The sequence below is a fragment of the Chryseobacterium sp. 14P4.3.2 genome (genome assembly GCF_057799275.1).
Genome location: NZ_JBYOKO010000003.1, coordinates 127073 through 141958, shown reverse-complemented (window position 1 = coordinate 141958; position 14886 = coordinate 127073). Strand labels below are relative to the sequence as shown.

At 36.8% G+C, this 14886-nt stretch carries 10 protein-coding genes; 4 read left to right on the top strand and 6 right to left on the bottom strand.

The window, feature by feature from the left end:
* Positions 1 to 842 precede the first annotated feature (842 nt).
* A complete protein-coding gene (locus AC27VX_RS06305; RefSeq protein ID WP_236858989.1) occupies positions 843 to 1142 on the top strand; it encodes a DUF883 domain-containing protein in 300 nt (99 codons plus the stop codon).
* A 119-nt stretch (positions 1143 to 1261) separates the two neighbouring features.
* On the top strand, positions 1262 to 2071 hold the full coding sequence (locus tag AC27VX_RS06300; RefSeq protein ID WP_236858988.1) for an enoyl-ACP reductase FabI: 810 nt from the start codon (positions 1262 to 1264) through the stop codon (positions 2069 to 2071).
* A gap of 87 nt (positions 2072 to 2158) precedes the next feature.
* Here AC27VX_RS06300 and AC27VX_RS06295 read toward each other — a convergent pair whose 3' ends face one another.
* The 6 genes from AC27VX_RS06295 to AC27VX_RS06270 form a co-directional block, all read right to left on the bottom strand.
* On the bottom strand, positions 2159 to 3598 hold the full coding sequence (locus tag AC27VX_RS06295; RefSeq protein ID WP_236858987.1) for a glycoside hydrolase family 30 protein: 1440 nt from the start codon (positions 3596 to 3598) through the stop codon (positions 2159 to 2161).
* 39 nt (positions 3599 to 3637) lie between these two features.
* Positions 3638 to 4447, bottom strand: coding sequence for a glycoside hydrolase family 16 protein (locus AC27VX_RS06290; RefSeq protein WP_236858986.1), 810 nt, complete (start codon positions 4445 to 4447; stop codon positions 3638 to 3640).
* Between the two features lie 80 nt (positions 4448 to 4527).
* Positions 4528 to 6750 (bottom strand): glycoside hydrolase family 3 N-terminal domain-containing protein, encoded by a 2223-nt coding sequence (locus tag AC27VX_RS06285; RefSeq protein ID WP_488694477.1) that lies wholly within the window; start codon positions 6748 to 6750, stop codon positions 4528 to 4530.
* 9 nt (positions 6751 to 6759) lie between these two features.
* The gene (locus AC27VX_RS06280) at positions 6760 to 8184 is read right to left on the bottom strand and encodes a glycoside hydrolase family 30 protein (RefSeq protein WP_488694475.1); all 1425 of its coding nucleotides are present in this window, start codon (positions 8182 to 8184) and stop codon (positions 6760 to 6762) included.
* 3 nt (positions 8185 to 8187) lie between these two features.
* Complete coding sequence (locus AC27VX_RS06275) at positions 8188 to 9726, bottom strand: RagB/SusD family nutrient uptake outer membrane protein (RefSeq protein ID WP_488694473.1); 1539 nt, start codon at positions 9724 to 9726, stop codon at positions 8188 to 8190.
* An 11-nt stretch (positions 9727 to 9737) separates the two neighbouring features.
* The gene (locus tag AC27VX_RS06270; protein WP_488694471.1) at positions 9738 to 12650 is read right to left on the bottom strand and encodes a SusC/RagA family TonB-linked outer membrane protein; all 2913 of its coding nucleotides are present in this window, start codon (positions 12648 to 12650) and stop codon (positions 9738 to 9740) included.
* A gap of 176 nt (positions 12651 to 12826) precedes the next feature.
* Between AC27VX_RS06270 and AC27VX_RS06265 the strand changes: the two genes are divergently transcribed.
* Together AC27VX_RS06265 and AC27VX_RS06260 are read left to right on the top strand one after the other, a co-directional pair.
* A complete protein-coding gene (locus AC27VX_RS06265; protein ID WP_488694469.1) occupies positions 12827 to 14011 on the top strand; it encodes an MFS transporter in 1185 nt (394 codons plus the stop codon).
* 16 nt (positions 14012 to 14027) lie between these two features.
* Positions 14028 to 14816, top strand: a complete 789-nt coding sequence (locus AC27VX_RS06260; RefSeq protein WP_236858976.1) for an NUDIX hydrolase — start codon at positions 14028 to 14030, stop codon at positions 14814 to 14816.
* The last annotated feature ends 70 nt before the right edge of the window (positions 14817 to 14886 follow it).

The following is a 14886-nucleotide window of genomic DNA, read 5'->3' as shown; positions in this document are numbered from 1 at the left end:
AGTCACCAAACAATGAAAAATATTTAAATATCAGCAAGTTATATATTAAGCATTCATGAACATTTTACGTACCATCATTTCCAAACGCTTATTTAACCGTTACATTATTAATAAAAAACATCACTTATTATTGAATAAAACAAAATATTTTATTTTATGATAAATCAGTCTTTTATATGATAATTCGGGATTTTCCTATCCTGCATATTTGTAAAAATCTTTACAAAACCAACCAATTTAGAGCCTCTCTTTTTTTTTTTGCTGAAATATAATCAGAAATCTCCGCAGCAGCGATGTTTACAGTATATTATCAATAGGTTTTATATTGAACCTGTTTCAACTTTTACAGATCTCCAATTCTTTATTCATAATGAAATTCATACAACCTGACGTTCTAAAAACGCTTCAGATCAATTGAGTTATTATGAAATAATATTCTGGAATAAGTCCACAGGAATGTTCAATAGTAACCTCGTTGCATATATAATAATTGAAATAATTTAAAAACAGCTTTATCACTAAATCCCGTACTATACCAGGATCATTAATGAGATAATATATTTTATAACTGCAATTTTTAGTCCCACCGGAAACATTTAACGTTAAGGAATTTAAATGCTGTTTTGTCATCACAAAAAGCATTTCCTCAATCTTCATTATAATATATTCTGTAAGGCGATTATTTCTTATCAACCGAAGCGATTTTTTTTCTTAGTTATGGTACTATATACTTATAATGAATTAGTATTTAGGAAAAAATTATGAAAATTTTAACAGAAACGCCTGATTTTAGGAATGGTTATTGTTTAATTACTGGTATACCAAACTTAAATTTATATATTATGAACAATTCGGATTATAACAAAGCGGAAAATGCAGTAAACAATGTAGAAAATTCTTTACAGAATGCAACGGATAAAACCAAATGGAAAATCAATGAATTGGCAGATAAAGCCAAGGATTATATCAATGAAAAGCGAAGCAATGATGAGGAAGCTAATCAGGAAGACTGGCTAGATAGGGTAAAAGCTAATGTATCGGATGCCTGGGAAGACATTAAGGATAAAGCAGATGAAGCGTGGGAAAAAACTAAAGATGCTGCAGAGGATGTAAAAGCAGAATGGAACAAGAAAACCAATTAAAAATTCAGTCATATAAATATTTTCAAGAAAATGGAGTCTTAAATTGATAAGGCTCCATTTTTATTATGTCATAACCACAATTATTGCTACATTTGTATTTCAATAAACATTAAAAAATTATGTCATACGGTTTACTTAAAGGCAAAAAGGGGATTATATTTGGAGCCCTTAATGAACAATCTATCGCATGGAAAGTTGCTGAAAGATGTCATGAGGAAGGTGCAGAGTTCATCTTATCTAATGCACCTATCGCTTTGAGAATGGGAGAACTTAATGGTTTAGCAGAAAAAACCGGTTCTGAAGTGATCGCTGCAGATGCTACATCTATAGAAGATCTTGAAAAACTTTTTGATGCTGCAACAGCAAAATTCGGGAAAATAGATTTTATCCTTCACTCTATAGGCATGTCCGTAAATGTAAGAAAAGGAAAACATTATACAGAAATGAATTATGACTGGTTGGAAAAAGGCTGGGATATTTCAGCGGTTTCTTTCCATAAGGTAATGCGTGTGGCTTGGGAAAAAGACTGCATGAATGAGTGGGGAAGTATTTTGGCTCTTAGCTATATTGCCGCTCAGAGAACTTTCCCGGACTATAATGATATGTCTGATAACAAAGCTTATCTGGAAAGTATCGCAAGAACTTTCGGAAATTATTGGGGAGAAAGAAAAGTACGTGTAAATACGGTTTCTCAGTCTCCTACAATGACTACTGCCGGTAGTGGTGTAAAAGGTTTCGGAGGATTCCTGGGTTATGCAGAGGATATGTCTCCACTTGGAAATGCCACTGCTCTTGAGTGCGCAGATTACTGTGTTACTCTTTTCTCTGATCTGACTAAAAAAGTAACGATGCAGAATCTTTTCCACGATGGAGGTTTCAGCAGTTCAGGAGTTACTCAGAAAGTAATCAGCAAATATGATCTTGAGTAATCTCTCAAAAGATCATTCTCAATACAACAACATCGGCGGGCTCTTAGAGCCCGCCGATGATCGTTAAAATAATATATTAATATGAAGTTATAAAATTACGGTCTGTATAGAATGTGCAGGCGCTGTTAATTTAGCTGCCATCCCTTCTATCCAGAGATTTGTTTCGATATCATTTTCTGAATCATTCATAATGACCGTTACCAGTTGCCCGTTTTCATTCATAAAAGCAGAAGATGTTAAAGCAGCTCTGTTGGAAGAACTTCCAATTCTCTGAGCATTGGGTTTAATGTACTTTGAAACATGGCCTATATAATAATATTCATAGGTATAAAAGACTTCTCCTGTTTTGGTATCGGCAATAATCGGTGCAAAGCAGAAATTTCCTTTATGATTGGGACCACCCGTTTCATCCAGCAGGATATTCCAGTCTGTCCATAATGCATTTCCTTTATTGAAGTCATTCAACATATTTTTGCTGTACAGTTCTCCCAGGCTTACATCATAAATCCTGTCCATGCTAAACTGTTCTTTGCATCCTTCAGTAAAAGCCAGAAATTTATCCGGAAAAGCTCTGTGTGTTTCTGCTAAATTGTCAAAAAGCTGAGTTTTGTTATTCCAGGTTTCATACCAGTGATAACCAATTCCATGGGCGTATTTTGACGTTTCAGGATCGCTTAAAGTTGTAGTCGCTCTTTGATAGATCAGGTCTCTGTTGTGATCCCAGATCATTACCTGTTTATCTTTATATCCGTTTTTCCAAAGTGTAGGCCCGAGATTCTTTTTTAAGAACTCACCTTCTTCCTCAGCGGTATAAATACATGATTCCCAGCTCTGAGTTGCCATTGGCTCATTCTGAACGGTTAATCCCCAGACATTGATTCCTCTTTTTTCATATTCTTTAATGAATTTTATATAATAATCTGCCCAGGTCTGGTAATACTGATTTTCCAGTCTTCCACCTTTGTATAAGCTTTTGTTAGACTTCATCCAGGCTGGCGGACTCCACGGAGAGAAATAAAATGTAAAATTATTTCCTATCGCTTTCTGTGCTTCCTTGATCATTGGGATCTTATATTTCTCATCATGTGCAACGTTGAAAGTTTTCAGAGCGGTGTCATTATCCTCCACATAAGTATAGGAATCACTAGAGAAATCACATGAATTCATATTGGTACGGACAACAGTATAACCCAATCCGTTTTTACCAAAGTAAGCGTCCAGGATTTCTTTCTGTTTGTTCTTTGGCATCTTATAAAAGGTTTCTGCAGAAGCATCTGTAATAGCACCTCCAATACCTATCAGTTTCTGATATTTAAAATTAGGAGCTACAAAAATACAGGCTTCTGTTTCTTTGGGCTGTCCAAACTGCTCAAACTTTACTGCGCCTTTGTCCACCATCTTTTCATTTACTTTGGAGTTAGTAAGGATTACCTTAGCTGTTTTTCCTGCATTTTTCTTCCAGTAATTCTGGCCACTGACATTGACGACAACGCCTACTACAAAACAACTTACAATTAGTTTTCTCATAATTTCTTTCTATTTCCGGACTCATTGTCCTCTATTTCATTATTTATTTTGATAGACTCTTACGTAGTCTATATAATACTTTTGTGGAAAAATCTGATCATCAATTCCCTCTTTTCCGCCCCAGAAACCACCAACTGCAAGGTTCAAAATGATAAAATACGGCTGATCAAATGGCCATGCCTCGTAGGTTTTTTCTTTATTCTCATAGGTAAAAAATTTCTGATCGTCTATATAAACCTCTATTTTTTCCGGCGTCCAGTCTGCTTTATACACATGAAACTTCTCGCTTACATCTTTTACAAAAAGAGTATCTGTTTTCTGTGTTCCCTTGATATGATTATATTTTTTGGTATGCACTGATGCATGAATATAACCCTGATTAAAACCCACATGTTCCATGATATCCAGTTCACCATCATCCGGCCATTTCTTCATCTTTTCGCTCATCATCCATATCGCCGGCCATGTTCCACGGCCTTTCGGAAGCTTTGCCCTGACTTCTATGGTTCCATACTGAAAAGAAAATTTACCCTTGGTTAAAAGCCTTGCTGAAGTATATTTATTATTGTCCCAGTTTTCTTTTCTGGCCTCAATAACAAGATTACCGTTTTCCATTCTGGCATTTTCAAGCCTGTCTTTTGTGTAAAACTGAGCTTCACTGTTTCCATAACCGCTGCCCCCTACGTCATAATTCCATTTTAATGAATCCGGAAGCCCTTTTCCATTAAACTCATCACTCCATATCAGTTTTCTTGCAGAATCTGCCTTGTTTGAAGCACAGTTTACAGCTGACAGTACTACTATTGCAGCTGCACAAAACTGGATGGTATTCCGGAGTTTATTTTTCATGTTATTATGATTATCAGATTTTAACTAAAGCATTTTATCTTTTTTATATATGGCGGCCCAAAACCAGCCCTTTCGACTATTTACTTCACCCAATTAATTCTTTTGGTCTGCACATTCTGGGAGTTGGTTCCGACCATAATATCGAATTCTCCCCCTTCCCAGTCAAAATTCAGATCCTCATCAAAGAATTTGAGGTCTTCTGGGGTTAATGTAAAATCAATTTTTTTACTTTCTCCTTTTTTGATAAATATTTTTTCAAACCCTTTCAGTTCTTTTACCGGTCTTACTACTTTTCCAAAAAGATCTCTGATGTAAAGCTGTACTACCTCATCACCGTCATATTGACCCGTGTTGGAAACTGTAACACTGATGTTAAGCTTCTGATTTCCTTTAAGATTTGTTGAGTTTAAAATCATATCGGAATATTTAAAATCTGTATAGCTTAAACCGTAACCGAAGGGAAATTTCGGATCGTTATCAAGATCTATATAGGCTGAAACATAATTCCTATCCGTATTATTTTTCGCAGGTCTTCCTGTATTATAATGATTGTAATAAACCGGAATCTGCCCTTCAGTTCTTGGAAAACTCATGGGAAGTTTTCCTCCCGGATTCACGGTTCCAAAGAGAACATCGGCAATAGAATTTCCCGCTTCAGTTCCCAGCCACCATGTATAAATGATAGCCGGAGTATGATCCGCTGCCCAATTGAAAATCAAAGGTCTTCCTGCATTGATCATCAGGACAATAGGTTTTCCTGTTTTTGCAATTTCTACCAACAGGTCTTCCTGAACCCCGGCAAAGCCGATATTACTTCTGCTTTTGGCTTCACCACTCATCGCATGGCCTTCTCCTAAAGTCATAATTACCACATCTGCTTTTTTTGCAGTTTCTACGGCTTCCGCAAATAAAGTTTTATCCTGATCATCAACGTTACAACCCTTTGCATATAATAAAGTGGAGTTTTTATCAAGCTGGTTTTTAATTCCATCAAACTGTGATACAATTCTTTGGTTATCATCTTTAAAAGCTATCGACCAGAATCCGTGATTAGCCACTGTTTCTTTTCCAAAAGGGCCTATCAAAGCAACAGTTTTTACTGTTTTTGAAAGCGGAAGTATATTTCCCTGATTTTTAAGAAGAACAATGCTCTTTGAGCCAAATTCTCTTCCGAATTTCCTGTTTTCCAGATTATCGGTCTGTTCTTTCTGTCTTTTCTCATTACTGAATCTGTAAGGATCATCAAAAAGTCCCATTTCGAATTTTTTGGTTAAAATTCTTCCTGCTGCATCATCTATCAGTTTAAGATCTACTTTTCCTTCTTTGGCCAGTTTTGGAAGTTCTGCCATATATACACGGCTTTCCATATCCATATCACTTCCGCCAAAAATTGCCCTTTCAGCGGCTTCACCTGCATCTTTAGCATAGCCGTGAGGAATCATTTCCCCTATGCTTCCCCAGTCTGAAACAACAAATCCTTTATAATTCCATTTTCCTTTCAAAAGATCTCTCTGGAGATACTTACTGGCCGTAGCAGGAATTCCGTTGATATCATTGAAAGAGTTCATAAAAGTAGCGACACCTGCTTCTGCTGCGGCTTTGAAAGGAGGAAGATAGGTTTCATTCAGCTGCCTGAGGCTCATATCAACCGAATTGTAGTCTCTTCCGCCCACTGCTGCTCCATAGGCTGCGAAATGTTTTGCACAGGCCATCACAGCATCAATGTTTCCTAAGCCCTTCCCCTGAAATCCTTTGATTCTTGCTAAACCTATTTTAGTACCCAGATAGGTATCTTCTCCAGAACCTTCCATTACTCTACCCCATCTCGGGTCTCTGGCAATGTCTACCATAGGAGCAAAAGTCCAGTGAATACCGTAAGCAGAAGCCTCTGTAGCAGCTATTCTCTCTGATTTCTCTATCATTCTCAAATCCCAGCTCGCTGCCTGCCCCAGGTTTACCGGAAATGTTGTCCGGTAGCCATGGATAACATCCTGTCCAAACAACAAAGGAATTTTAAGCCTTGACTGAGCAGCTAATTTCTGGAAAGCTTTGGTTTCTTCAGCTCCGGCAACGTTCAGCATAGAGCCTACTTTTCCTTTTTTTATTTCTTCCAGAACTGCGGCCGAATTGGAATGCTGAGGTCCGGTAGCATATTCAAATCCGCTGTACTGCACCATCTGCCCTACTTTTTCTTCCAGTGTCATTTGAGAAAGCAGTTCTGCCACTTTCTGATCTACTGTTTTTTGTCCGTAGGCATTCATACCAAATGTTGAAAATGCGAGTAAAAAATATGCTCTTTTCATATCAAAAGTTTAAAAAATATAAGTTGCTGCCGAATGTCCTGAAATTCTTACTACAGCGGTTTTTCCGGCAAATTTAATATTAAAATTCTCATCTGCTTTATTATCGTTCTGAACAATTACTATTATTTTCCCAGATTGAGTCTTAAAAGCAGCTGTTGAAAGATTTCCAGTTTGTGAAGAGGCAATACGCTGGGAGCCGGCAGGTACAAACTTAGAAGCGTGGGCAATAATATAATAAGCAACATTTCTTGTGAAGTTTTCACTGTCTGAAATGGTGACAGCCCCTTTACATTCAGTACAACCACCGTCTGTGTGAGGTCCGTATTTTGAATCATTGGCCAAATTCCATTCTAAAGCAGTTTTACTCCAGTTCCTCATTGAACCAATGATTACGTTTTTGGTATGCCAGTTCAGATCTTCCTGAAAGGTTCCTTTTGAGCCTGTCCATTGTTCTGTGAAATATAAGTTCTTATCCGGGAAAGCATTATGAACAGTACTTAATGCTGATATTTCCCCTTCATATAAATGAAATGCAGATCCGTCTATATACTGATTGGCTTTGGCATCTTTCAAAATATCAATCGCGTATTCAGGCTTGTTGCAGTTGTGATCGTATACAACAATCTTTGTTCTGATATTATTTGTTTTAAAAACAGGTCCTAAGTGATTTTTAATAAAATCTCCCTGTTGCGCAGAAGGCATATAAAGACTAGGATTATTACCCGGATGTAAAGGTTCATTCTGAGGAGTGACTGCATCGATGATAATGCCTTCTTTTTTCATTCCCTGAATATACTTTACAAAATAATTGGCGTATGTTCCGTAGAACTCAGGTTTTAAGCTTCCGCCTTTGGATTTACCATTGTCTTTCATCCAGACAGGTGCTGACCAAGGCGCTGCAATGATTTTGATCTCTGGATTGATCGCTAAAATCTCTTTCAGCATCGAAATCAGAGCTTTATCTTTTTCTAAACTGAATTTTGATAGTGAGGCATCAGTTTGTCCTTCAGGCAGGTCATCATATGAAAACACTTGACCGTCAAGATCAGAAGCTCCAATGCTTAATCTTAAATAGCTGATAGAGATTGAGTTTTTATCATTCCCAAAAAGTTCTCTAAGTAACGCTTTTCTTTTGGCTGGTGACAATGTGTTGATCACTTCTACACTTCCTCCTGTTAATGTATATCCGAAGCCATCAACATATTGAAACTTCTGATGATCATCTATTTCAATATTCTGAAGGTTGTTGGAAATATTTGTAAATTTAACCGGAGCCTGCAATTGTAATTTTACGCTTTCATCGCCTTTTGTAAGCCAATACTGGACTTCATTTCCCTTATCAGAAGCAACTGATGTGCATGATAAAGGAAAAAGGGCCACACCACTAAGTAGTGCGGCACCTCTAAAGAAACTATATAAGTTGTGAAACTTCATGTGTTAGTAACCTGGGTTTTGGATTAAAGCTGTATTTTGCATTTCATTGAAAGGAATAGGCAGAATTTCGTTCTTACCAGTTATAAATCCTCTTGATCCCAATTTTGCTGATGCATCACCCCATCGAACCAAATCAAACCATCTGTGACCTTCTCCCGCCAATTCTCTTCTTCTTTCATCTTTGATCGCCTGGATAGAAACAGGAACTGATGCAAGGCCTACTCTAGCTCTTACCGCATCCAATAATGCCTGAGCTCTTCCTCCAACACCTCCAAGTGCTTCTGCTTCCATCAGGTAGGTATCTGCCAGTCTTATCGCAATATAATTTTGACGGAAGTTTAGCTCTGTAGGTCCCGGAAGATTAGATTTGTCTGCATTTCTTGGTAAATATTTGTTTAAGAAATATCCTGTGTCTTTATACCCCGGAGAATAGGTAATTTTACCTTCGGTCTTGAATTTTTTACCATTAAATATGGTAGCATCCAGACGGGGATCTCCCTGCATAAAGTTAAACAGATCATCCGTAACAGGGTTGAACCCCCAACTTGCATAAAGATCCGGAGCATCATTATTAGGAACATTGGCTACACGTCCATAAGACTTAATGCCTAACATCACATTGATAGAATTTCCCTCGTCCTTTCCGGTCCCCCAGAAAGGCCAATCTGCATTACTTACATTGGTATGCATCACTTCAAGGACAGATTCTGTAGTGAATTTATTATCTACTTTCCATAAATCTGCAAAATTGCTTACCAGTTTATAACCATACTGGCTTGTCTGGCCCGGTACGCCGTTTACCATTTCAAACTGAGCAGCGGCTTCAGTATTTTTTTTATCGTATAAATAAATTTTTCCCAAAATAGCTCTTGCTGTCCCCTGGGTAATTCTTCCTTTCTCTGAAGGGACTGTTGTTGTTACAGGAAGATCATTGATAGCAGCCAAGATATCTGCTTCTATCTGAGCATAAACAGCTTCAGGTTTTGCCTGAGGAATATTGTAATAATCGTCGTCGTACTTAAAAGTCTTCAGAATTAGAGGGATATTTTTGAACATTCTTAGCAATTCAAAATAATATAATGATCTTAAAACTTTTGCCTCTGCTGTAAATCTTTTTTTGTTCTGATCATTCATATTTATAGCGGGAAGCCTTTCCAAAAGAAGGTTTGCCTTTGTAATACCCTGATAATAGTCTTTCCAATAACTGAGTGGCATAATAATGGGATTGATTGAATAATTGGAAAACCCCTGAATTCCTGCACCATCTGAAGAATTGCCTCCGCCTGAGTAGAAATCATCAGATGCCCCATTAAAGAAGGTGACCATATTTTCAAATCCACCGGAATATTTTCTAAGCATATCATAAGTTGCCACTAATCCTCCAAATGCCTGCTCTTCATTCTGAAAATAGTTACTAGTATCGAAAGTTCCTGTATTTTTTACATCTTCCAGATTACCTCTATCGCAGGATACAGCCCCAAAACTAATACCTGCAAGGAATAAAACTGATAAACTTTTATATATAAATCTTTTATTTTTCATTTTTTTAACAATTAAAATTGAACATTAGCTCCAAAAAGAAAAGTTCTTGCCTGTGGATAAAAAGCTCTGTCTATACCAAATGTATCCGCGCCTGCAATTTCAGGGTCATAGCCAGTGTATTTTGTGAAAGTAACAAGGTTTTCCCCAGTCACATATAATCTAATTTTTGAAGCACCAATAGTTTTCGCAGCATCTTTAGATAAAGTATATCCTATCTGAACTAATTTCAGACGTAAATAATCTCCTTTTTGAAGATAATAGTCAGACATTCTAGTATAATTATGATTATCATCATTCACTGTTACTCTGGCTATATTATTGGATGTTCCTTCACCTGTCCAACGGCCCAAAATAGCTGTTTGGTAGTTTGCTTCCTGAATATCCAGTCTTCTTAAGCCCTGGAAAATTTTATTTCCTGCCTGTCCCTGAGCAAAAATCATCAAATCGAAATTTTTATAATTCATATTTAATGTTAACCCAAAGGTATATTTTGGTACAGAATTACCAAGATTGACCGCATCTTGTTCATCAATCACTCCATCTCCGTTTGCATCAAGTCTTTTAAAATCTCCTGGTTTTGCATTAGGTTGAATTAATCCGCCATTAGCATTTCTATACGCATCAATTTCTGCCTGATTCTGAAAAACTCCCAGATTCTTATATCCATAGAAAGAACCATAGGATTCACCAACCTGTAATCTGGAAACAGCTCCCAGCGTTTGGTAAGAAGCGAAGTTAACATAAGGTCTGTCATCTTCAAGTCTGGTAATCTGATTTTTCAGATAAGCAACATTCCCATTGACAGAAAAACCAAAGTCACCCCAGTTTTTTTTGTATCCCATGCTAACCTCTATACCATCATTGTTCATGTCTCCGATATTTCTATAAGGATTATTAATTAACCCTAAGTAACCCGGAAGTTCAACTTTTCTTAAGATATCTGTACTTTTCTTTCTGTAAACATCTACACTTAAATCAAAATTTCTGAAAATCTTAAGGTCTGCTGCAATGTTGAACTGTGAGGTTCTCTCCCATTTCAAGTTGGGATTTTCAAGGGTACTTGGTGCATATCCTACACGGATAATATTATCCCCGAATGTATAATTACTTCCGGCAATCAGAAAATTGGCAAACTGGAAATCATCAATAGCATCATTACCTAGTACACCGTATCCTCCTCTTAGTTTAAAGCTGGTTACCACTTTATTTTGCGGCCAGAAGCTCTCATTAGATGCATTCCAGCCTAAAGACATTGCCGGGAAGTTCCCCCAGTGATTATTGCTTCCAAACTTTGAAGAACCATCTCTACGAATTGTTCCGGTGAAAAGGTATCTGTTGTCATAGTCATAAACTACTCTGGCAAAATAGGAAGCCTTGTGCGTTTGTTTTCCGTCCCAGGCATTTCCCTTTTTATTTTCTGGAGAAATATCAAAATTGAAAGAGGCATCCTGCCAGTTATTTACAGGCAGATTGGTAAATGTCGTACTTTGCCCAGAAGAAATATTATACTCGTAATACCCTTGACCTAATAATACATTTAAATTATGTAATCCAAATTTATTCTGATAGGTAGCTGTATTTTCAGTACTCCACTCAAACTTTTTATCAATCTGTCTGAATAGACTGTTAAAATCATTTTTATTAGCTGTACTCAAGTAATTAATCGGAGTGAAAGCCTGATTCCCCCAGTAAGAAAGTTTTCCGTTCATACTGGATTTAAAGCTAATATGCTTGCTCAGTTTTAGCTCAGCAAATACATTGGCTATAATATCATCAGACCAGTTGTATCTGCCTAACTGAGTTTGTCTGAAAGCTAGCGGGTTTGTCATTTCTTTACTTACATATGGTGAAATTCCATAGGCATTTCCATAGGGATCTCTCACATAATTAGGATTATTAACATAATCACTAAAATTAGGTTCATTATAAATTCCGTTCCTTACAACCACCGGAGTCAACGGATCAAGATTAATCGCAGAACTCAACGGTCCCCCAAATTCACCATTATCGGTAACTCCCTGAGATCTTGTATGGGTATAAGCAAAAGTTTGCCCTATTGTCAGAAAATCGAATACTTTATGAGTTGAGTTTAATCTGGCATTCACTCTTTTATAATTTGAAATATCTCTTAATACAATACCTTCCTGATCGTAATATCCAAAAGATGAATAAAATGTAGATTTATCATTTCCACCACTGATACTAAACTCATGAGATTGACGCTGTGCGCTGTTGAATATTTGTTTTTGCCAATCTGTTCCGGCTCCATAAGTGGAAGGATTACCTAGAATCGGGGTCAGTTTATCATTGATATAGGCCTCGTTCATAATAGTTGCATATTGTGAACCATTTAGCAGATCCAGTTTTTTGGCAGCGCTTCCAACACCAAAGAAACCATTATAGGAAAGATTCAATCTTCCTTTACCTCCCTTCTTTGTCGTAATTAAAATCACACCCTTTGCAGCAGATACTCCATAAATTGCAGCAGAAGCTCCATCTTTAAGGATTTCCATTCCTTCAATATCAGACTGATTCAGCCAGCCAATATTATCCACTACAATTCCGTCTACCACCCATAAAGGATTATTACTTCCGGCTCCAAAACTGGTAATACCACGAACACGCACTGTAGCAGCGGTTCCCGGCTGTCCGGAATTTGATATTACCGAAACTCCGGCAGCTCTTCCCTGAAGAACCTGCTCAGGACGCCCTGCGGTAGGAGCGTTTTCAATGTCTGAAGCTTTAATACTTGATATAGCCCCTGTAACATTGCTTTTTTTCTGGCTGCCGTAACCAATCATTACGACCTCTTCTATTTTATTTTCTTTTGGGATAGTGTCTTTTACACTGGTCTGAGCATTGAAGTTAGCTGTAAAATACAGCACAGCAACCACTCCCAGACTTCTTGATATTCTTACATTCATATATAGTTATTGTTTAATTCTCAAATTGAGACAATAAAAATATATTTTTTTTTAATTAATTAACATTCCATTCACAAATATTTTAATTTTTCTTTTATTTTTCAGGGTTAGAAGCCATATCTTCGCATCAATATTTCATAAAAAGTTTTAAAAAACCAATAAAGTAATCTCCCAAAATGACCTCCAAGCTTTCAAATATTTCTCTTCCGCTAAAACTTACCTTTCTTATTTTTTCAATGGTTTTAAACTGTATGGGACTTATCATCCTGCAGCTTGCAGATGCTAATATTACCTATGGAGAACTTGGCTTTCTTGAATCTTTTAAAGACCTGCCTGTTGCTTTTATTTCTCTTTTTGCCGTGGGTTTCATTAATAAAACCGGCGCAAAAAAAGCACTAATTCTTGCTTTAGCGATTGTTGGGCTATGTTCATGTCTTCTTCCCTTCGTTGAAGTCTTCTGGTTTTATAAGCTGTGGTTTGCCATCATCGGGGCCTGTTTTGCCATAGGCAAAATCTGTGTCTTCGGGATTATCAGGAATAATATTTCTGATGAGAAATCGCTGGCAAAGGCAATGAACAGTGTGGAAGCTTCTTTTATGGTAGGAATTTTTGTAGTCAATACAGGATTCGGATGGTTGATTTCCAGTCAGTATTCTGAATTCTGGAAGTTTGGATTTTTACTCATTGCTGCTTTATCTGCTGTCACCATATTTTTACTTTCGAAAGCGAAAATATCTGAAGCGAAACCGTTGGAAAATAAAAGCATTTTGTCTGAACTTTCCGGGTTTACGACTCCTGTTGTGGCTTTATTTCTGGGGGTTATCTTCTTTATTGTTTTTGTAGAACAGGGATTCAACTCGTGGCTTCCCTCTTTTTATAAAAACCACCTGAAGGTCAATTCTTTTTTTGCACTTCAGGCTACTTCTTTCCTGTCACTTTTTTCATATGCAGGAAGAACTTTAACGGCCAATATCATCAGAAGATTTTCTTTGCCTGGATATTATATGGCATGTATGTCGTTAATTGTCATCATACTGCTAACTATAGTTGGTATACAGTACTCTGATTCTGAAAATTCAAAAGTTCTTCTCTTTTTGTTTCCGGTAATAGGTCTTTTTCTTTCGCCGCTCTACCCTGTTATCAATTCAAGAATGATTGCCCAGGTGGATAAAGACAAGATCAATCTTTTCACTTCTCTGATCGTTATTTTCTCTTCATTAGGCAGCTCCGTAAGCTCTATTATTATGGCTTTATTATTTGAAAATCAGCTATTAAACTTCTACCCATTATATATATTATTCTCTGTAATTCTTCTTTTTGTGATTAGTTTAATATATTTTAACGTCTCAAATAGAAAATAGTTTTATTTTTACTGCCATGAAAATCAAAGACACGAAAAGTAAAGAAACGCTTCGGGAACTTATCGACACCAAGGACTTCGTAGCTCATATTTCTGTTGACTGCACTATATTCGGCTTTCATAATAATATTCTGAAAGTTCTGCTTTTAAAATATCACGATCTGAATCTGTGGTCACTTCCGGGTGGCTTTGTTTTCAATGATGAAGATTTGAGGGAAGCTGCTGAAAGGGTTTTATTTGAAAGGACGCATCTTAAAGGTTTGTTTTTAAAACAGTTTCACACTTTTGGAAGAATAGACCGTACAGAAAACAATGTTCACCAGATCCTTCTTAAAAATAAAGGAATAGAAGTCCCGCAAGACCACTGGATCTTTCAGCGATTTATTACTGTAGGCTATTGCAGCCTTATTGATTTTTCCCTGACTAATACCTTTCCGGATGCTTTCAATGAAAGCTGTGAATGGTTTGAAGTGAATAAACTGCCTCAAATGGCTTTCGATCATGACAGGATCATAGAAACCGGGCTGGAATATCTTAGAATGAACATCAATACTGAAGTAGCTGCCAGTAATCTGCTTCCTGAGAAGTTCACAATGAAAGACCTACAGGCTCTTTATGAGACTATTCTGGGTCAGAAATTTAGAAGAAATAACTTCCAGCGAAAGATTTTAAGCTTAAATATTCTTGACAGAATGGAAAAACTTTATGATGGTTCAGCCAATAAAGCACCCTATCTGTATAAATTTAAAACTGAAGTTCACAATTCTACCAATCAATACCCTATATCCAATGATGAGGAGTCTTAAAATGCAGAATTTATTACCTAAACAAAGAAAAAGAGCATTATCTGTCTGAAAACCAATATCAATATAAGTT

What these genes read in the sequence shown, in the direction of transcription:
- AC27VX_RS06305 (WP_236858989.1), top strand. Translation starts at nt 843, where the DNA reads ATGAACAATTCGGATTATAACAAAGCGGAAAATGCAGTAAACAATGTA.
- AC27VX_RS06300 (WP_236858988.1), top strand. Translation starts at nt 1,262, where the DNA reads ATGTCATACGGTTTACTTAAAGGCAAAAAGGGGATTATATTTGGAGCC.
- AC27VX_RS06295 (WP_236858987.1), bottom strand. Translation starts at nt 3,598, where the DNA reads ATGAGAAAACTAATTGTAAGTTGTTTTGTAGTAGGCGTTGTCGTCAAT.
- AC27VX_RS06290 (WP_236858986.1), bottom strand. Translation starts at nt 4,447, where the DNA reads ATGAAAAATAAACTCCGGAATACCATCCAGTTTTGTGCAGCTGCAATA.
- AC27VX_RS06285 (WP_488694477.1), bottom strand. Translation starts at nt 6,750, where the DNA reads ATGAAAAGAGCATATTTTTTACTCGCATTTTCAACATTTGGTATGAAT.
- AC27VX_RS06280 (WP_488694475.1), bottom strand. Translation starts at nt 8,184, where the DNA reads ATGAAGTTTCACAACTTATATAGTTTCTTTAGAGGTGCCGCACTACTT.
- AC27VX_RS06275 (WP_488694473.1), bottom strand. Translation starts at nt 9,726, where the DNA reads ATGAAAAATAAAAGATTTATATATAAAAGTTTATCAGTTTTATTCCTT.
- AC27VX_RS06270 (WP_488694471.1), bottom strand. Translation starts at nt 12,650, where the DNA reads ATGAATGTAAGAATATCAAGAAGTCTGGGAGTGGTTGCTGTGCTGTAT.
- AC27VX_RS06265 (WP_488694469.1), top strand. Translation starts at nt 12,827, where the DNA reads ATGACCTCCAAGCTTTCAAATATTTCTCTTCCGCTAAAACTTACCTTT.
- AC27VX_RS06260 (WP_236858976.1), top strand. Translation starts at nt 14,028, where the DNA reads ATGAAAATCAAAGACACGAAAAGTAAAGAAACGCTTCGGGAACTTATC.